At 73.2% G+C, this 18,143-nt stretch carries 14 protein-coding genes; 3 read left to right on the top strand and 11 right to left on the bottom strand.

The features are described from left to right. Positions 1–29 precede the first annotated feature (29 nt). Together J8403_RS22850 and J8403_RS22845 are read right to left on the bottom strand one after the other, a co-directional pair. Positions 30–2,561, bottom strand: a complete 2,532-nt coding sequence (locus tag J8403_RS22850; protein WP_211124790.1) for an FtsX-like permease family protein — start codon at positions 2,559–2,561, stop codon at positions 30–32. Beyond that, positions 2,558–3,334, bottom strand: coding sequence for an ABC transporter ATP-binding protein (locus J8403_RS22845; protein WP_211124789.1), 777 nt, complete (start codon positions 3,332–3,334; stop codon positions 2,558–2,560). Before J8403_RS22845 ends, J8403_RS22850 begins: the two co-directional genes overlap by 4 nt. A gap of 283 nt (positions 3,335–3,617) precedes the next feature. On the opposite strand from J8403_RS22845, the gene gdhA reads away from it, so the two are divergent. Further along, on the top strand, positions 3,618–4,964 hold the full coding sequence (gene gdhA / locus J8403_RS22840; RefSeq protein ID WP_211124788.1) for an NADP-specific glutamate dehydrogenase: 1,347 nt from the start codon (positions 3,618–3,620) through the stop codon (positions 4,962–4,964). 43 nt (positions 4,965–5,007) lie between these two features. Here the strand turns inward: gdhA and J8403_RS22835 are convergent, their stop codons facing one another. The 7 genes from J8403_RS22835 to J8403_RS22805 all read right to left on the bottom strand — a co-directional run bounded on the left by J8403_RS22835 (position 5,008) and on the right by J8403_RS22805 (position 14,348). Continuing rightward, positions 5,008–6,141 (bottom strand): PP2C family protein-serine/threonine phosphatase, encoded by a 1,134-nt coding sequence (locus tag J8403_RS22835; RefSeq protein ID WP_246585943.1) that lies wholly within the window; start codon positions 6,139–6,141, stop codon positions 5,008–5,010. A gap of 102 nt (positions 6,142–6,243) precedes the next feature. Then, complete coding sequence (locus J8403_RS22830; protein WP_211124787.1) at positions 6,244–7,023, bottom strand: IclR family transcriptional regulator; 780 nt, start codon at positions 7,021–7,023, stop codon at positions 6,244–6,246. 145 nt (positions 7,024–7,168) lie between these two features. After that, positions 7,169–7,627 carry an SRPBCC family protein gene (locus J8403_RS22825; protein WP_211124786.1) on the bottom strand — a complete coding sequence of 153 codons (459 nt, stop codon included), beginning with the start codon at positions 7,625–7,627 and terminating at the stop codon, positions 7,169–7,171. 164 nt (positions 7,628–7,791) lie between these two features. Continuing rightward, a complete protein-coding gene (locus tag J8403_RS22820; RefSeq protein ID WP_246585942.1) occupies positions 7,792–9,057 on the bottom strand; it encodes an NAD(P)/FAD-dependent oxidoreductase in 1,266 nt (421 codons plus the stop codon). Between the two features lie 89 nt (positions 9,058–9,146). Continuing rightward, positions 9,147–10,571 (bottom strand): amidase, encoded by a 1,425-nt coding sequence (locus J8403_RS22815; protein ID WP_211124785.1) that lies wholly within the window; start codon positions 10,569–10,571, stop codon positions 9,147–9,149. Between the two features lie 192 nt (positions 10,572–10,763). Further along, positions 10,764–13,091 (bottom strand): terpene synthase family protein, encoded by a 2,328-nt coding sequence (locus tag J8403_RS22810; RefSeq protein ID WP_343245306.1) that lies wholly within the window; start codon positions 13,089–13,091, stop codon positions 10,764–10,766. Positions 13,092–13,202: 111 nt separating this feature from the next. Further along, a complete protein-coding gene (locus tag J8403_RS22805; protein WP_211124784.1) occupies positions 13,203–14,348 on the bottom strand; it encodes an acyltransferase family protein in 1,146 nt (381 codons plus the stop codon). A gap of 314 nt (positions 14,349–14,662) precedes the next feature. Here J8403_RS22805 and J8403_RS22800 point away from each other — a divergent pair, with 314 nt between their 5' ends. Continuing rightward, positions 14,663–15,118 carry a tellurite resistance TerB family protein gene (locus J8403_RS22800; protein WP_211128382.1) on the top strand — a complete coding sequence of 152 codons (456 nt, stop codon included), beginning with the start codon at positions 14,663–14,665 and terminating at the stop codon, positions 15,116–15,118. Between the two features lie 63 nt (positions 15,119–15,181). Here J8403_RS22800 and J8403_RS22795 read toward each other — a convergent pair whose 3' ends face one another. After that, entirely contained in the window at positions 15,182–16,129 is a 948-nt protein-coding gene (locus J8403_RS22795) for a M56 family metallopeptidase (RefSeq protein ID WP_211124783.1), read from the bottom strand. A gap of 3 nt (positions 16,130–16,132) precedes the next feature. Continuing rightward, the gene (locus J8403_RS22790; RefSeq protein WP_211124782.1) at positions 16,133–16,543 is read right to left on the bottom strand and encodes a BlaI/MecI/CopY family transcriptional regulator; all 411 of its coding nucleotides are present in this window, start codon (positions 16,541–16,543) and stop codon (positions 16,133–16,135) included. 295 nt (positions 16,544–16,838) lie between these two features. On the opposite strand from J8403_RS22790, the gene J8403_RS22785 reads away from it, so the two are divergent. Continuing rightward, positions 16,839–18,125: a cytochrome P450 gene (locus J8403_RS22785; RefSeq protein WP_211124781.1), complete on the top strand. Its 1,287-nt coding sequence runs from the start codon at positions 16,839–16,841 to the stop codon at positions 18,123–18,125. The last annotated feature ends 18 nt before the right edge of the window (positions 18,126–18,143 follow it).

Raw genomic sequence — 18,143 nt, 5'->3', positions numbered from 1 at the left:
GCGCGGATCAAGAGCTGGAAGACCGCGGATCAGGCGCTCGAAGACCGCGGATACCGGCCTCGCAGCGTCGTCCATACCGGCGGCAGCGACCCCGCCGCCGCCGTCAGCACCACCACCGAGACGATCACCGCGGCCTGCACCGGGGGCAGGTACGGCAGGGTGCCCGCCATGGCCAGGCTGAAGGCCAGCAGGGGTACGGCGGCCACGGCCGCGCCCACCACCAGGCCGGTCACCACCGTGGCCGCCGCCTCCAGGCGGAGCATGCGGCGCAGTTGGCCGCGGCCCGCGCCCGCGAGCCGGAGCAGGCGCAGCTCGGGGCGGCGCCCGGTGGCGATGAGGGCGAGGGTGCTCAGGACGGCGATCACCGTGAAGCCGCCGACCGCCCCGACCACCGCGACCGATACCACCTCGGCCAGCGCCTGCTCCGCCGCCTCGCCCCGCACCGGGGCCGGGTCCCGCTCCACACGGGCCCCGGGCACCGCACGCGTCAGGGCGTTCGTGACCGCCTTACGGTCGGCACCGGGCGCGGTCGCGACCAGGATCCGGCCCGCGGCGGGCAGGGAGGTGTGGCGCAGCAGATCCTCGCGGGCAAGGAGGAAGTCCCCGAGCGCGAGCGAGCGTCGGTAGGTCGCCACGACCCGCAGCCGGGTCTCCTGGCCGTCGCCGAACCGCAGGGTCACCGTGGAGCCGGGCCGTGCGCCGAGGGAGTCCGCCCGGTCGGCGCCGACGGCGACCGTGCCGGGCCGCAGCCGGGCGAGGTCCCCGTCCCGCACGCCCGGGTCGAGAGTGTGGGTCAGCCGCTCCGGGGTGACGCCGAAGACCGGCAGCCGCTCCAGTTCGGGCGCGCCGAGTTGGCTCCCCGCGAGGAGCACCGTGCCGGGGACGGCCTCCGTCGCCGCCCGTACCCCCGGGACCTCACGGATCCGCTCGACGGCACCGGCCGGGAGCCCGCCGTCCGCGCGCACCGCGAGATCGGCGCGCAGCACCTGGCGGGCCTGGGCGTCCCCGGCGTGGGTCATGGTCGCGCCCCCGGCGAGCTGGACCCCGGCGAACGCGGTGACCAGCACGATCGGGGTGATCGCCGCGCCCAGGCGGTGGGCGGACGCGGCGCAGTTGGCGGCGGCGAGGCGGCCGCCGGGGCCGAACAGCCGCAGCGGAGCGCCGAGCAGCCGCATCGCGCCCTCGGCGATCCACGGTCCGAGCACCGCGCAGGCGATCACCATCGTCACCGCCGCCCCACCGGCCGCGGCCGCGGCGGTCGCGCCCTGCTGGAGGGCGGCCGTCCCGGCCGAACTCGCGCCCACGAACAGCAGCACCAGCCCCGTGATGCGGCGCGCGCTGCCGGGTGCCCGCTCGCGCAGCGCCTCCGCCGGGCGCAGCTTGGCGGTCCCGGAGCAGCCGATGAGCGCCGCGATCCCGGCCACCAGGACGGTCACGGCGGCGGTGACCAGGGGCGCGGGCCACAGCAGCGGGGGAAGCGTCAGCTCGAGTCCGGCGGGCAGCGCGCCCCGGGCCTCCAGCAGCGCCCGCAGCCCCAGGTACGCGGGGACCGCCCCGGCCGCGCCCGCCAGCGCCGCCCAGGCCGCGACCCGCCCCACCTCCCGGCCCACGGCGCCGCGCAGCTGTCCCGGGGTGGCGCCGACCGCCCGCAACAGGCCCAGTTCGTGGGAGCGTTGCCGCAGCGCCTGGACGATGGTCGACGAGACCACGAGCAGCGCCACCAGGACGACGGCACCGGCCACGGAGCCGAGCGCCGCCAGCAGCTCGTCGCGGGCGGGCGCGGCGGCCAGGAACTCGGCCTCTCCCCGCTCGCCCCCGGTCAGGACGCGCACGGCCGCCGGGTCGCCGTCCGCGCGGTGCCCGACGTCGGTGACACCGGCCGCCTCCAGGGCCTTCCGCACCCGCCCGGCCAGCTCCCCCGGGTCCGTGCCGGGTTCGGCGACGACCCCGACGGCGTCCAGCGCCTGAGGGTGGCCGGCCAGGCGGCGGGCCTCGGAGCCGGTGAACCAGACGGCGGAGCCGGGCCCTTCGGCGACGCCCACGACGGTGTACGCCCTGTCGCGGCCGCCCACGCGCAGCGTCAGCCGCGCCCCGACGCGGCCCGCGCCGCCCGTCACGACCTCGCCCGCGCGCTGCGGGGCGCGCCCCGCCCGTAGCGCGTAGGGCGCCAACCGGGCGGCCTCCCAGGGCCGTCCGGTGGCGGACCGCCCCGCGCGGCCCACCGGGAATTCCACATCGGCGACGGCCGCCCGCACCCCGGGCACCGCGCGCACCGCGGTCAGCGCCGTACGGGGGATCCGGACCCGTTCGGTGAGTCCGGCGCTCACGGTCTCGCGGTCGCCCAGCGACACCGCGCTGAAGCGGGTGGTCTGGTCGCCGGCCACGACGAGGTCGGCCCCGGCGTACCGCTCCACCCGTGGATGTGCGCTCCAGGCGGAGGCGAGGGTCAGCCCGAAGGCGCCGAGCAGCAGGGAGGTGAGGGTGAGCGCGGCGAAGACGGCGGTCCACGCCTTACGGTGGGCACGGCCGGCGCGAGCGGCCAGCAGGGCGGTGACCTTCATGCCGTCCGCCCTCCCAGCTCCTTGAGGACGCGGCGGATGTCGGCCGCCTCCGGCCGCTCCTGCCGCCAGACGAGCTTTCCCCGCATCAGGAACAGCGCCTCGTCGGCCCAGGCGGCGGCGAACGGGTCGTGGGTGACCATGACGACCGTATGGCCGTCACGGTCGACGGCCTGCCGCAGCAGCGTCAGCACCTCCTCCGCGGCGGCGGGGTCCAGCGCCCCGGTCGGCTCGTCGGCGAAGACGATGTCGGGCTGGGTCACCAGCGCTCGGGCGATCGCCACCCGCTGGCACTGCCCGCCGGACAGCTCCGACGGCACGGCGCCGCCGCGGTCCGCCAGCCCGACTGCCGCGAGTGCCCGCAGGTGCCGGTCGCCGGGGCTCTCGCCGCCGAGCATCAGCGGCAGGGCGACGTTCTCCGCGACGCTCAGCGACGGCACCAGGTGGTGCGCCTGGAAGACGAAGCCGATCCGCTCCCGCCGCAGCCGGGTCAGCGCCGCCTCGTTCAGCGAGGACAGTTGGGTGCCGCCGATGCGCACCGTGCCCGCGGTCGGCCGGTCGAGCCCGGCGGCGCACTGCAGCAAGGTCGACTTCCCGCACCCCGAGGGGCCCATCACCGCGAGGAACCGTCCGCGCGGCACCGTCAGATGGATGGGGTGCAGCGCCACGGCCCCCGGCCGGTACTCCCGGGTGACTCCGTCCAGGGTCAGGGCGTGGTGCCAGGTCCCCGTCCGCTCCGCGGTGGCCGTCGTACGGCCGCGCCACTGCCTCTTCATCGGTCCGCCCCTCCGTCGACTCCGGGCGGATCGAACGGGTCCGCCGGTCACCGAGAACGCTAGGAACGGGCGCGGTCGCGCGGGAGAGAGCACAGTCCCGTACCCGCAGGTGGTACGGCCCCCGCCCCGGGGTGGAGCAGGCTCCACCATCGCCTGATCTTCCCGGTCCGCGAGCGACTCCCTGGGCGCGCCGCCGTGGTGAACCCCGCCGGGGACAAGATCCTGGACATCCTCACAGGACCGGCATATGAGACAGAAGACAACAGAGAGGCATCAGTCACCCATGGATGTCAGCGCCCGCATCGAGGCCGTCTACGCGCAGATCGTGCACCGCAACCCCGGGGAGTCCGAGTTCCACCAGGCGGCGCGCGAGGTGCTGCCGGCCCTCGCCCCCGTGCTCGGCGCGCATCCGGAGTATCTGGACGCCCGGATCGTGGAGCGGCTGTGCGAGCCCGAGCGGCAGCTCGTCTTCCGGGTGCCCTGGGTGGACGACGACGGCGAGGTGCAGGTCAACCGGGGCTTCCGGGTGGAGTTCAACAGCGCGCTGGGCCCCTACAAGGGCGGCCTGCGCTTCCACCCCAGCGTCAATCTGGGCATCGTGAAGTTCCTCGGCTTCGAGCAGATCTTCAAGAACGCGCTGACCGGCCTGGCCATCGGCGGCGGCAAGGGCGGTGCGGACTTCGACCCCAAGGGCCGCTCGGACGGCGAGGTCATGCGGTTCTGCCAGTCCTTCATGACCGAGCTGTACCGCCATCTCGGCGAGCACACCGATGTGCCCGCCGGGGACATCGGGGTGGGCGCCCGTGAGATCGGCTATCTCTTCGGCCAGTACAAGCGGATCACCAACCGCTTCGAGGCCGGTGTGCTGACCGGCAAGCCCGTCGGCTGGGGCGGTTCGCACGCCCGTACCGAGGCCACCGGCTACGGCACCGTCCACTTCGCCCAGGAGATGCTGCGCACCCGTAAGAAGGACTTCGACGGCCTTACGGTCGTCGTCTCCGGGTCCGGCAATGTGGCCCTCTACGCCATCGAGAAGGTCCACGCCCTCGGCGGGCGGGTGGTGGCCTGCTCCGACTCCACCGGCCATGTGATGGACCCGGACGGGATCGACCTCGCCCTGCTCAAGGAGATCAAGGAGGTCCGCCGGGAGCGGATCGACGCCTATGCGGCCGCCAAGCCGGGCGCCGTCTTCTCCGGCCGGGGTTCGGTCTTCGAGGTGCCCTGCGAGGTCGCCCTGCCCTGCGCGACCCAGAACGAGCTGACCGAGCAGAGCGCGATCGCCCTGGTCAAGAACGGCGTACTCGCCGTGGCCGAGGGCGCCAACATGCCCTGCACCCCGGCGGCGATCGAGATCTTCCGGGAGGCCGATGTGCTCTTCGGCCCCGGTAAGGCCGCCAACGCGGGCGGGGTGGCCACCTCCGCCCTGGAGATGCAGCAGAACGCCTCCCGCGAGCGCTGGACCTTCGCCCAGACCGAGGCCCGCCTCGCTGCCGTCATGACCGAGGTCCACACCCTGTGCCGCACCACCGCCGACCGCTACGACTGCTCTCCCGACGACTACGCCCTGGGCGCGAACGCCGCCGGTTTCGTGCGGGTGGCGGAGGCGATGGCCGCCCAGGGCGTCGTCTGAGCCGTCGCGCCCTGCTGCACGGCTCCGCTCAGCCGCATGCGGTTCACGCCGACGACGCCAACGGCATGTCGACCGCCGCGCGCACCGCGCCCAGCACCGGCTTGCGGAGCAGCAGCAGCGCCGCGTCGTCGTGGAGCCGCCCGCCCACATGGGTCAGCAGTTCGTCGTGGAGCGAGGCGAGCGTGCGGGACGGCTCGTCGCAGACGTGCCGCGGCACCCGCTCCAGCAGCGGGAAGTACTCCCGGCCGCGGTCCCGCGCCTCGATGACCCCGTCGGTGTAGAGCAGCAGCTGGTCCCCGCCCGCGAACGGCACCACTTGGAGGCTCGGCCGATCGCCGCCCAGGGAGGCCAGACCGAGCGGCGGGGCCGGGTGGGTGGGCTCGACGGCGATGACCCCGGACTCGCCGACCAGCAGCGGCGGGGCGTGTCCGCAGTTGACGAGCTCCATCCGGCCGTCGCTGGGGTATCCGGCGACCACGGCGGTCACGAAGTCGTCGGGTGCCAGGTTGCGGGACAGGCTGCGCTCGATCCTGGCGACGACGTCGAGCAGATCGGGTTCGTCGTAGGCGGCCTCGCGGAAGACACCGAGCACCAGCCCGGCGGTGCTCACCGCGGGCAGCCCCTTGCCGCGCACATCGCCGACGATCAGCCGGATTCCGTACGGGGTGGGCAGCAGGGCGTAGAGATCGCCGCCCACCCGTGCCTCCGCGGCAGCGGCGCTGTAGCGGACGGCCACCTGGAACTGGCCGACCCGGGAGGGCACCGGTTGGAGCAGGGCGTTCTGGGCGGCCTCGGCGACCGAGCGGACGTCGGCGAGGACCCGCTCACGACGTCTGCGCAGGGCGCTGGCCCCACAGCTCGCCAGGGCCACGGCGGCGGGCGTGGCCAGCAGGATCGCCTGGGTGCGCACCGGCTCCGCGCCCTGGGTGCCCAGGAACGCGCCCACCGCCACGGCGAGCAGCCCGATGCGGATCACCCCGTACGGTCCGCATTGCGCGGCGGCGAGCGCCGGGCCGACGGCGAGCAGGGGCAGCCAGGCCAGCCCCTCCGAGGTGACGAGGGCCAGCAGGGCCACCCCACAAATGATGACGACGGGGACCGCGGGGGCGAGGTGCCGACGGCCGATCAGCTGGTCAGGGTGGTCAGGGTCGGATGGGCGGAGTCGGGCCGGGAACATGACCTGCTTCGCTGCTCTCTTCCACTGGGGACAAGTGATACCGGAAATGTCCGTTACATCCAGAGAAACAGCGATTCCATAGGTTCGGCAAGGGCGGCGTTTTCAGATAGTGAGCGAGAGGTGCCTGCTCACCCGGTTCGCCGTCGGGACCAGATGGGTCCGGAACCGCTCACGATGCGGATCCAGCCGGGCCAGCCGGGCCAGCCGGTCCGCCGGCAGCGAGATCCCGAGCGAGCCGATCCGGTCCCCGTAGGAGATCGGCACCGCGAAGCAGACCGTGCCCAGGGCGTACTCCTCCAGGTCCGCGACCAGCGGACTGCCGGTCGGGGAGTCCAGCCGGCGCAGCAGATCGTCGGAGCGGGTGACGGTGCGCGGGGTGAGATCGACGAGCGGATGGCGGGACAGATAGTCATGGCGGGCGTCGTCGTCCAGCTCGCGCAGTACGCATTTGCCCAGCGCGGTGGCGTGCCCGGCTTCCTCGCACCCCACCCACAGATCGACCCGGGGTGCCTGCGGGCCGTCCACGATGTCCACGACCCGGATCTCGCCCTCGTCGTAGAAGGTGAGGTAGGCGGCGGCGGAGAGCTCGTCGCGCAGCGCGGTCAGGGTGGGCCGGACCCGGGCGAGCAGCGCCTGTTCCCGGCTTCCGGACTCGAGGGTGCGCAGCTTGTCGCCGATCACGAAACCGCCGTCGTCCAGCCGGCGCACATAGCCGTCGTGGACCAGCGTCCGCAGCAGGTGGTACGTGGTCGCCAGCGGCAGCCCCGTCTCCCGTGCGAGCCGCTTGGCCGGCGCACCGCCCTCATGCGCGCCCACCGCCTCCATCAGCCGGAAGGCCCGCTGTACGGATGTGATCAGCGTAGGCGCCGTTTGAACACCCATACATCCAGCTTGCTCCCGGTATGACCGGATGAGCAAGATCTGAGGGATGGGACGCGCCTGAGGGCGCCGACCGGTGCGGTCGGCGCCCTCATGGACGGACGGAATCGGTACGGTCGGCCGGGGGAGAGCCGACCGCGCGATGGGGTCAGCCGGGGGAGATCCGGCCGCGCCAGGCGCCTTCCGCCTCGCCCCGCCGCTCGATGAAGTCCTTGAACCTCCGCAGGTCCCCCTTCACCCGCCGGTCGAGCGTCCCGGTCATGTCCGCGGCCTTCTCCGCCATCCCGCTCGGCTGGAAGACCAGGGCCAGATTGACCCGGGTGTGGCGCTCGTCGAGGGGCTCGAAGGTCACCAGGCCCTGCTGCTGCACCTCACCGGAGGTGGTCCGCCATGCGATGCGCTCGTCGGGAAGCTGATCCACGATCTCGGTGTCGAACTCCCGGTGCACACCGGCGATGGAGGTCGCCCAGTGGTTGTGGCGTTCGTCCACCTGGGTGACCTGGTCCACACCTTCCATGAACCTCGGGAACTCGGTGAACTGCGTCCACTGGTTGTAGGCGGTGTGGAGCGGAACCCCAACCTCGACGGACTCCCGCACGGTGCTCATCGGTGACTCCTTTCGATGTGGTCGTGTCGCTCACCACGGCGGGTTTCCGAGAGTGCTGCGCCAAAACATGCCCTCGGACGATCGACGCGACGACAGCGGACGACAGCGGACGACAGGAGACGACAGGGAGAGAATCGGAGGCTGAGCCCGGGGACGGCCGCGGATCAGCGCAGCGGATGCAGCGGCGCCAGTTCGGCCGGGGAGGTGCCGGTCGCGATGGCGTCGGCCAGCAGCCGTCCGCTGAGCGGGCCGAGGGCCACACCCCACATGCCGTGGCCGCCGTTGACGTAGACGCGCGGGGAGGCGGTCGGGCCGACCAGGGGCAGTCCGTCGGGGGTGCAGGGGCGGGCGCCGACCCAGGTGTCCTTGCGGGCCTCCCAGTCGATGCCGGGCAGCAGCGGACCGGCCGCCGCGATGATCGCCTGGATGCGGCGCGGGTCCACCGGCCGTTCCACGGGCGCCAGTTCCATCATCCCGGCGACCCGCACCCGGCCCTCGCCCAGCGGGGTGCAGACGACCTTCTGGGCGGCCAGATACGTGGGGCGGGTGGGGGCGCCCTCGGCCGGCACGCTGAAGCTGTAGCCGCGTCCGGCCTGGACCGGCACCCGCACCCCGAACGGCCGGACCAGCCCGTCCAGCCAAGCGCCGGTGGCCACGACGGCGACGTCCGCGCGGAGTTGGCCCCGGGAAGTGGCGACGGCCACGCCCTGCCCGAGGTCCCGGATTCCGGACACCTCCGTCCCCTCCAGGATCTCGCCGCCGCGCTCGCGCACCGCGTCGGCCAGCGCGCCGACGAAGTTCCCCGGGTTCAGATAGCGCTGGCCGTGGAGTTCGAGGGCCGCACCGATGCCGTCGCCGAGCGTCGGCTCCAGCTCGCGGGCCCGGTCCCCGTCGATCTGCTCGTACGCGATCGAGAAACCGGCCGCGCGGGCCCGCTCCAGCTCCTCGGCCATCGCGGCGCGCTCGGCCGCGGTGCGGAAGGCGAGCAGACAGGGTTCGGCGGGCCGGGTCGGCTCGGCGACGCCGTCCGCCGCGAGGGCGTCGTACGCCTCCAGCGCCCGGCGGTTCAGCGTGGCGAAGGTGGCGGCCAGCACCCGCCAGCGGCGCGGGGTGCAGTTCCGGGTGAAGGAGAGCAGGAAGCGGGCGAGCCGGGGATCGGGGCGGGGCGGTATGTAGACGGGCGACTCGGGGGAGACCAGGCTGCGCAGCCCGTAGCGGAGCGCGGCCGGTTCGGGCAGCGGCAGCGTCAGGGCCGGGGACAGCCAGCCGGCGTTCCCCCAGGACGCCCCGGCCGCGGGGTGACGCCGCTCCACGACGGTGACCTCGACGCCGCGGTTCCGCAGCGACCAGGCGGTGGCGAGGCCGACCATGCCGGCGCCGATGACGATGGCGCTGCGGGGAGGGCGGGACGGGCCGGTGGCAGAGGGCACGGATGTGCTCCTTCCAATGCGTGGAACGTCATCATCGGCGGTGGCGGCCGGACGCGGCACCGCCCCGCCGCCCTGGTGTGCGCCCTCGGTCACCCGATGCCCGCCGGGCGCCGCCGCCAGTGCCCGGTGGCCTGCTCGAAGGCGTGGCCGACCTGGAGGACCGCGAAGTCCGCCCGGTGCGGCCCGACGATCTGCAGCCCGACGGGCAGCCCGCCGGGTGTGAACCCGGCCGGTACGGACAGCGCGGGGCTGCCGGTCGAGCTGATCAGATACGCCGAGCGCATCCAGTCCAGATAGTCGTCCATGGCCACCCCGGCGACCTCGGTCGGGTACTCGATGCCGACGTCGAAGGGCAGCACCTGGCTCACCGGGAGCAGCAGCACGTCATAGCGGCCGAAGAACTCCCGGACGCGGTGGTAGAGCTGAGTGTGCAGCACCTCCGCGCGGGCGACGTCCGGCCCGCTGAGCTTGCGCCCCTCCTCGGTGTTCTCCCGGATCGTCTGCTTCAGCCCGTCGGGGTGGCGGTCCATGAGCGCGCCGAAGGCGACCTCGAACATCGAGGCGCGCAGCGTACGGAAGACCTCCTCGGCCTCGGTCAGGTCCGGGCAGGCCCGCTCCACGACGCAGCCGAGGTCGCCGAAGACCTCGACCGCCGACTCGACCGCCGCGGCCACCTCGGGCTCGACCGGCACCAGCCCCCCGAGATCCGGCGACCAGGCCACCCGCAGCCCCGTCAGATCGCGCTCCAGGGGGCGGGCGAAGCGTGCGCCGGGCTCCTCCAGGGCGATCGGCGACCGTGCGTCGGGTCCGGCGACGGCGGACAGCAGCAGGGCGGCGTCGGCCACGGAACGGGCCAGCGGGCCCCTGACGTTGAGCGTGCTCCAGGCGGTCGCGGCGGGCCAGCCGGGGACGCGCCCGGGCGACGGGCGCAGACCGACGACATTGCAGAACGAGGCCGGATTGCGCAGCGAACCGCCGGTGTCGCTGCCGTCCGCGATCGGGATCATGCCGGAGGCCAGCGCGGCCGCCGCGCCCCCGCTGCTGCCGCCCGCGCTGCGGCCCAGGTCGTACGGGTTGTGGGTGGCACCGAAGATCGGGTTGAACGTGTGTGACCCGGCCCCGAACTCGGGCACGTTGGTCTTGCCGATGGTGATCGCCCCGGCGGCCCGGATCCGTTCGATCAGCAGATCGTCCTGGTCGGGCACGCCGTCGGCGAGCGGCGAGCCATGGGTGGTGCGGATGCCCGCGGTGTTGTGGGTGTCCTTGTGGGCGATGGGCAGCCCGTGCAGCGGCCCGAGCTCCTCCCCCGCCGCGATCCGCTCATCGGCCCGTTCGGCGGCCTCGCGGGCACGGTCCGCGACGAGCGTGACGATCGCGTTGACGGCCGGGTTGACCCGTTCGATACGGGCCAGATGGGCCTCGAGCAGCTCGCGCGCGGACAGCTCGCGGGTGCGCAGCAGGCGGCTGAGGTCCAGCGCGGTCCTGAAGCAGAGGTCGTCATCCGTCGTCGTCACGGTCGCTCGCCTTCCTTACGGGGCCCAGGGGCAGAACCCATGGTTCGGGAAGCGGCCGGTCGAGGGAAGAGCACCTGGGGCCGGGACATCGGTCCGGACGGCCGGGGTCAGGCCGGTCGGCCCGGTCAGGCCGGCAAGCGACCGCCCCGCCGTGTCCCGTCGGTCACGGCGGGGCGGCCGGCCCCGAGCCCCTTACGGACGTGCTCCGGCCGCCCCGGCGGGCACCGGAATCCGCGCGGCCGAGGTGCCGAGCCCGGTGGGGCCGTGCCACGGGGCCACCGGCCGCGCTCCCGATCCGGCCCCGGCCCCGACCGGCCGCCGCCGCGCGCGGAGCAGCTCCGCCTCGCGGTAGCGCGGGACCTCCCGGTGCCAGTTCATGATCCCGGTCATCCAGTGGCGCAGCGCCCGCACATAGCCGTCCATCGCCCGCCGGGCCTCCGGCGCCAGGCCGAAATCGTCGTAGAGCACCGGGAACTCATGCTCCGCGACATGCTGGAACTGCCGCATCCGGGACGTCATCAGATCGTTCACGACGGCGACCCCGGTCGGATAGTCGCAGTCGAAGAAGTTCTGGACGACGAGGACGCCGTTGTGGATCTCGCCCTCGAACTCGATCTCCTTCTGGTACGAGAAGACGTCGTTCAGCAGCGTCGCGTAGTCCATGGCGGCGCTCTCCAGCGACCGGACCGGGCCGCTGCGGTAGATCTCGGGCGGCACCCGCCGTGCGCGCCCCAGCCGGCACAGGCTCATGGTGAGGTCGGAGCCGAAGGTGTGCCGGCGCATCTCGATGTAGTCGACCGGGTCGGGGATCCGGTTCTTCGTCTGGTTGGCCAGCTCCCACAGCCAGCTTTCGGTCATGTCCTCGACGGACTGCCGCAGATCGCGGCGCGCCGCGTCCTCCATCGGGCCCGCCGTACGGGTCCACAGATCGGCCAGCGATCGCTCCAGCGCGGTCGCCGGGGCCGGGGTGGGGCCCATGTCGAGCGGCATGAACTCCCCGAGCCGGGCGTTGCACGCCCAGGCTCCGGCCAGGTCGTGGGTGCGGCCGAAGACCGCCGGGTAGTAGTCGTCCGCGTAGGTGCCCCAGGCCAGCCAGCCCGACGCCACGTCGAGCTCGTCCAGGGAGCCGTCCGGGTGGATGCCCGCCGCGCACAGCGGGAGATCGGCGGCCAGCAGCCGCTCCTCGTCCCAGACCTGCGCACCGGGGATGCCGGGCTGCGGTTCGAGGATGCCCATCCGGTGTGCCCAGTCGGTCAGATGGCGGCGGGCGGCGGGCAGATGCGCGTTGAGCCGGAGGGGGAACGGCATGAAGAAGTCCGGCAGCAGGGACGGCCCGGTCCGCTGGAACGGGACATGGCTGAACGTGCGCGCCCTGGCCACCTCCGCCCGGCCGGTGGTCACCGGCAGGCTCGCCGCGGAGACGCCGAGGCCGCTGAGCGCGAAGGGGGACCACGCCCCGGGTATGGCCGCCTGGCCGGTGCCGCTCGCCTCGTCGGCGGCGTGAGCGCCGCCCGCTTCGTTCGCGCCGTGAGCCCCGTTCATATAGCGGCTGGAGCGCATATGCCACTCCTGGCCGCCGGACTGCCAGTCCTGGAGCCCCTTGACGTAGGCGAGGACGCCCGCGCAGGCCACCGGGTCCAGGCCGTGCTCGGCGAAGAGCGGGCCGAGCTCGGTGAGCGTGGTGTCCTCGAACTGCCGCAGCCGCGAGGTGAGCAGCTCGTTGACGGAGTCGGCCGCCTCCTGGGTGGTGCAGCACAGGAACGTCTCCAGGACCAGGACGCCATTGCTGAGCTCGCCCTCGTCCTCGATCTCCCGCTGGTAGGAGAACAGGTCGTTGCGCAGATGCACCGCGTCCGCGAAGGCGTCCCGCAGCACCCGCATCGGCCGCGACCCGGCGATCACCGCCGGCACCTCGGCCCCCACCGCATGCTCGACCAGCCCGGCCGACCAGGGCGCGCCGCCGACCTTACGGCGCATCTCGATGTACTCGACCGGATTGGGGATCCGGTGGATGTTGATGTTCGAGAGCTCCCAGAGCGATTCGTTGAGCAGATTCTCGGTGCTCTCCCGGAACCGGGCCCGCCAGTCCGACGACATCGAGGGCACCGTGCGCGCCCATAGATCCGCGAGCCCCGCCTCGACCGGGTTGGTGGGCTCGGGGGTCCCGGCGGCCGGGTCCATCGGCATGAAGGCGGGCAGCCGGTCGAGATACGCCTTACCGGCCACACGGTCCTGGGAGCGCTTGAACGTCTCCAGGAAGTGGTCGTCGAAGAAGAAGACCCACACATACCAGTCCGTGATCAGCGAGAGCTCCGCGCCGGAACAGTCGGGGTGGGTGTAGGCGCACAGCAGGGCGTAGTCGTGGGCGTCGAGATCCTCCTGCTCCCAGATCCCCGAGCCCTCGAGCATTCCCATCGCGCGGGCCCACCGGGTGGAGTGCTCCCGTGCCTCCTGGAGGTGGGGGTTCAGCCGGGCCGGGTACGGCATGTAGAACTCGGGGAGTTGAAAGGGCTGTGTCACTGCTGGGCCGGCACCTCTCCGTGCGACGGTGACCCGTAGCCGTCCGGCTACGGACCGGGGTCGGCTACGGGCTACCCATGCCACTCCCGGCCTATCCGAAAGCCCCATTAGTCACACGAATGCGCTGTCGGGCCGGTCGGCCCGGGCCCGGTCGGCGGCGGTCCCGCCGCCGGAGCGCGCGGCCGGCCGGAAGGCCCACTCCATCCGCGGCTCCATCGCGAACCGGAACATCCGCTGGACGGGCGGTGTGCACAGGGCGGTCACCACGGCCACCGCCACCGCCGTCACCGCGATCTCCCCCAGCGGCCGGTGCAGCCACGGGTGGTCGTACCAGTCCCAGAAGCGGGAGCCCTTGGCGAGGAAGCCGTGCAGCAGATAGCCGTACAGCGTCCCCGCGCCGAGCACCGTGAACCACATCCGGCGCCGGGGCACCCAGGCGAGGAAGCACACGGTGAGCACCATGGAGCAGCCGAAGAGCGCGAACGTCATCACCGGCCCGGCCCACCACGGCGCACCGAGCTCCTGCGCGCTGTCCCGGCGGTAGAGCCACGCCGGGTTCATCCGCGGCACGGCCCAGTAGGCGAAGACCACCGCGGCGGCGGCCACGGGCACGGACAGCCGTCTGACCCCGCGTCGGCGCAGCATCCGGAAGTGCTCCGGCCGCAGGTGCAGCCCCAGCACGAAGAAGGGCAGGAACTGCAGCACCCGCTGCAGATCGAGGTCGTCACCGATGTTCGGGGAGCAGGTGGCGAGCGCGGCGACGGTGAGCGCCAGCGCCACCGGCCACCGGGCGATCCGCCACAGCGGCGTGGTCAGCCGCCAGACGAAGAGCGCGATCAGGAACCAGGTCAGGTACCACGGGTCGAGCGGGGTGATCGGATAGGACGGATCGTCGTCCGCCCACCGCTTGAAGAGGGTGTACGCGACCTCGAAGAGGAGGTACGGGACGGCGACCCCCGTGATCAGGCGCCTGAGCCGGTCCGGCCGGACGTCGAAACTCCGTGAGAAGTAGCCGGAGATGAGCACGAACGCCGGCATATGGAAGGTGTAGACGGTCATATAGAGCGCGGCCGCCGCTCTGCTGCCGCCCCGCAGGGGCTCCCACGCATGTCCCATCGCGACCAGCACGATCGCCAGGTACTTGGCGTTGTCGAAGAACGCGTCACGTTGTTTCGGCGCGGGGGACGAGGCCGGTACCGCCTCGGGGGGCGGGGTCGCCGGTGCCCGCCGCGCGGGCAGTAAGGACGAGACGTTCATCACATACGCCCTCCCGGGGAACCCGCGGGGAACATCCCGCCTCTTTCCAGGTTTCGGTGGGGGGTTGCGGAGTGGAACATTCCACGCACCATAGTGGCGCCCGCCGAGCCTCGCCCGAAAAGGCTCAGCTCTCGCGTACGACGGTTTACGCCCAGCCCAGCGCATCCTTCACCTCCTCGACTTGGGAACTTCTTTACCCCTCCGGGAAGTTCACAGAGCGATGAAGAGGGCCGATCCGCCCGGCCTTGACCGACCCAGCCTGCTAACTTCTACACAACTGTAGATGCTGACGACCCTATGGAGTGTGAGTGGCCATGGCCCTGTGGGACCGCATCAAGGAATCCGCCCAGACGATGCAGACTCAGCTCGTCGAGAAGAAGAACGACTTGAAGAGCGGCGCGTTCCGCGACGCGAGCATGGCGATGTGTGCCCTGGTGGCGGCGGCGGACGGCTCGGTCGAGCCGTCCGAGCGGCAGCGCGTCGCCCAGCTGATCGCCACCAATGACGTGCTGCAGAACTTCCCGGCCGAGGACCTGCAGCGGCGCTTCAACGACTACCTCAACAAGCTCACCACCGACTTCGACTTCGGCAAGGTGAGCGTGATGCAGGAGGTCGCCAAGGCCAAGAAGAAGCCCGCCGAGGCGCGCGCCGTGATCCAGATCGGCATCGTGATCGGAGGCGCCGACGGCAACTTCGACAAGACCGAGCAGGCCATGGTCCGCGAGGCGTGCTACACCCTGGAGCTCCCGCCGGCCGAGTTCGACCTGTAAGGCGGCCCCGCACGCCGTGAGCCGCACGGTCGTTGGCGATGCGCAAGCCGTAAGGCGCGCGTCCTACAGCGGCGTCGCGGCGTGCAGGACGAGGACCAGGGCGACCGCCGCGTTCGCCGACGACAGGGCGGACGCGGCCGTGCCCACCGCCGCGATCCACAGGGCCAGCCCCGCCGCCGTCCACGTCGGCGGCCAGTGCCGGGACGGCGGCACCGGCCCCAGCAGCGCCGCGACCCGCCGCGGCACCGGCCCCGGCGCGGCGAACCCGGCGAGCGCCGGTCCCGGCGCACCCTGGGAGACCAGGGCGGCCTTGCCGACCGCCCGCGCCGTGACCCGGCGGTCGCCGACCTCCCGGGCCGCCTCCTCGTCCGCCCAGCGCTCGGCGCAGTAGTCCACCGCGGCCCGCAGCGGCCGCAGCAGCGGATTGGCCCGCGCCGCGAGCTGGGCGGCCAGCAGATAGCGGTGGTGGCGGGCGGTCAGATGGGCGCGCTCATGCGCGATCAGGGCCCGCCGCTCGCGGGGGTTGAGGCTGTCCAGCATCCCGGTGGAGACCACGATCCGGCCCGGCCGCCCCGCCCGCCCGGAGGTCCCGGGCAGCGCGTACGCGTACGCCTTGGCGTCGGGCAGCACCGCGACCGGTGACTCCGGCAGCCCGGCGAGCGCGAGCCGGGCGTGCCGCCGCACCCGTACATGGCGCACACAGGTGGCCGTACAGGACACGGTCACCGCCCCCAGCGCGCCGATCGCCGCCTTTCCGGCCACCGCGTCCCAGGGCACCGCGGCCCGTACCTCGGGGTCCGACCAGCTGTCCGGCAGCGGATTGCCCGGCAGCTGTGCCGTGCCGACGACCATCAACAGCCCCAGGCACAGCGTGGAGCACACCGTGAGGACGGTGCCGACGAGCGTCAGCAGCCGGGTGGCGGTGCGCGGGTGGAGATGCTGTTCGGCGAGCCGGGCGATCGGCAGCGCCGTCAAGGGCAGAACCAGCGGGAGGAAGACGAAGACACCCATCGGTCAGTCCTCCGGCTCCTCCGCCGCATCGCTCAGCAGGTCGCGCAGCAGCCGCTCGTCGTCCTGGGTCAGCCCGGTCACAAAGCTGGCCAGAACCGCCTCGCGGTCGTCCTGGCCGTCCAGCACCCGGCGCATCCGCAGCGCCGCGAGCCCCGCCTCGTCCGAGGCCGCCCGCCAGACGAAGGAGCGTCCCGCGCGTTCACGGGTCACGGCCTGCTTGGCGTGCAGCCGGGACAGGATGGTCATGACCGTGGTGTAGGCGAGTTCGCCCTCGATCCGCTCCTGCACCCATGCGGCGGTCACCGGCCCCGGCGCCCGGCGCAGCGCCGCGAGCACCTGCGCCTCCAGCTCGCCCTGGCCACGCCGACGGGGGCGGCGGGGCCAGCCCGGCCCGCCGGTCCGGTCGTGGTCCATCACACCGTCTCCTTCCACACCGCACGCGCCCGGCGCGTGGCGCTTCATGGTAGCGAGCTGCGGACCGCCGCCCTCCCCTTCCCCGGACCGCGACCGGGCCGTCGCCGCCCCTGGGGCCCCGGTCGTACTCCCGGGTCCGGTCGTACCCCCGGGTCCGGCCGTGTCCCCGGGTCCGGCCGTGTCCCCGGGGCCCCGGTCGTGCGTTCGCCCCTTTGGCCGGGCTGTACGCGCGACCCCGGGCCGCCTCACCGATGCTGAGCAGGGGGACGACCCCGACGAAGGAACTCACTCAGCCATGACGCAGACGCAAGGCTCACTCGCGCGGCAGATCACCGACTACGCCCATCGCGCCGACCCGTACCCGATCTACGCAGAGCTGCGCAAAACGCCCGTGGTGCACGACGAGGAGGGCCCGTACATCGTCTCCACCTACTGGGAGATCCACGGTCTGCTGCACGACCCCCGGCTCAGCTCCGAGGCGCGCAACCTGGACCCCGAGGCCGCCCCGGAGCTGGTCGAGGAGGACGACCCGGGGCTGCCGCCCAGCTTTCTGCGGCTGGACCCGCCCGAGCACGACCGGCTGCGCCGGCTGGCGATGGCGCCCTTCGGCCCGCCGCACACCCCGCGCCGGCTCCACGCCATGCGCGGCGAACTCACCCGAATCGTCGGCGAGCTGATCGACGGCTTCGAGGGCCGGGACCGGATCGATCTCGTCGACCACTTCTCCTACCCCTTCCCGGTGACCGTGATCTGCCGGCTGCTCGGGGTGCCGCGGGAGGACGAGCCGCGCTTCCACACCTGGGCCGACACCCTCGCCGCCAGTCTGGACCCCGACCCGGGCGCGGACGCCGCCGAGCGGCGGCGGATCACCCGGCAGGCCCGTACCGAGCTGTCGATGTACCTGTCCGAGCTGATGGAGGAGCGCCGCCGCGCACCCCGCGACGACATGCTCTCCGCCCTGGTCAACGGGGAGGGCCCGGAGGGGCGGATGAGCCGTGTGGAGCTGCTGAGCACCGCGGCGCTGCTGCTGGTGGCGGGGCATGAGACCACCGTCAACCTGATCACCAACGGCATGCTGACCCTGCTGCGCAACCCCGATGTGCTCGCCCGGCTGCGCAAGGATCCCCATCTGGTGGTCCCGCTGGTGGAGGAGCTGCTGCGGTTCGATCCTCCGGTGCAGATGCTTCCGCAGCGCACCCCGCTCTCGGAGATCGACATCGCGGGCGTGACCATCCCCAAGGGGGCGCCCGTCTGGCTGCTGCTGGCCTCGGGCAACCGCGATCCGCAGCGCTTCCTGGACCCCGACCGGTTCGATCCGCAGCGCAGGGACAACCAGCACCTCGGCTTCGGCAGCGGCATCCACAGCTGCTTCGGCGCCCCGCTGGCCCGGCTGGAGGCGCAGATCGCGCTGACCGAGCTGGCCCGGCGGCTGGACGGGCCCCGGCTGCTGGAGGACCCGCCGACCTACCGGCGCAACGCGGTGCTGCGCGGACCACGGCACCTGCCGATCGCCCTGGAGGGACTGCGCCCGAGCGCCTCCCCGAACGCCTCCCCGAACGGGTCCCCGAACGGGTCCCGGTGACGGCGGGGCTCAGCGGCC

Source organism: Streptomyces yatensis (assembly GCF_018069625.1).
GTDB lineage: Bacteria > Actinomycetota > Actinomycetes > Streptomycetales > Streptomycetaceae > Streptomyces > Streptomyces yatensis.
Note: the sequence above shows the minus strand (reverse complement) of the source record. Positions and strands in the feature narration are given on the sequence as shown.

What these genes read in the sequence shown, in the direction of transcription:
- J8403_RS22850 (WP_211124790.1), bottom strand. Translation starts at nt 2,561, where the DNA reads ATGAAGGTCACCGCCCTGCTGGCCGCTCGCGCCGGCCGTGCCCACCGT.
- J8403_RS22845 (WP_211124789.1), bottom strand. Translation starts at nt 3,334, where the DNA reads ATGAAGAGGCAGTGGCGCGGCCGTACGACGGCCACCGCGGAGCGGACG.
- gdhA (WP_211124788.1), top strand. Translation starts at nt 3,618, where the DNA reads ATGGATGTCAGCGCCCGCATCGAGGCCGTCTACGCGCAGATCGTGCAC.
- J8403_RS22835 (WP_246585943.1), bottom strand. Translation starts at nt 6,141, where the DNA reads ATGTTCCCGGCCCGACTCCGCCCATCCGACCCTGACCACCCTGACCAG.
- J8403_RS22830 (WP_211124787.1), bottom strand. Translation starts at nt 7,023, where the DNA reads ATGGGTGTTCAAACGGCGCCTACGCTGATCACATCCGTACAGCGGGCC.
- J8403_RS22825 (WP_211124786.1), bottom strand. Translation starts at nt 7,627, where the DNA reads ATGAGCACCGTGCGGGAGTCCGTCGAGGTTGGGGTTCCGCTCCACACC.
- J8403_RS22805 (WP_211124784.1), bottom strand. Translation starts at nt 14,348, where the DNA reads ATGAACGTCTCGTCCTTACTGCCCGCGCGGCGGGCACCGGCGACCCCG.
- J8403_RS22800 (WP_211128382.1), top strand. Translation starts at nt 14,663, where the DNA reads ATGGCCCTGTGGGACCGCATCAAGGAATCCGCCCAGACGATGCAGACT.
- J8403_RS22795 (WP_211124783.1), bottom strand. Translation starts at nt 16,129, where the DNA reads ATGGGTGTCTTCGTCTTCCTCCCGCTGGTTCTGCCCTTGACGGCGCTG.
- J8403_RS22790 (WP_211124782.1), bottom strand. Translation starts at nt 16,543, where the DNA reads ATGGACCACGACCGGACCGGCGGGCCGGGCTGGCCCCGCCGCCCCCGT.
- J8403_RS22785 (WP_211124781.1), top strand. Translation starts at nt 16,839, where the DNA reads ATGACGCAGACGCAAGGCTCACTCGCGCGGCAGATCACCGACTACGCC.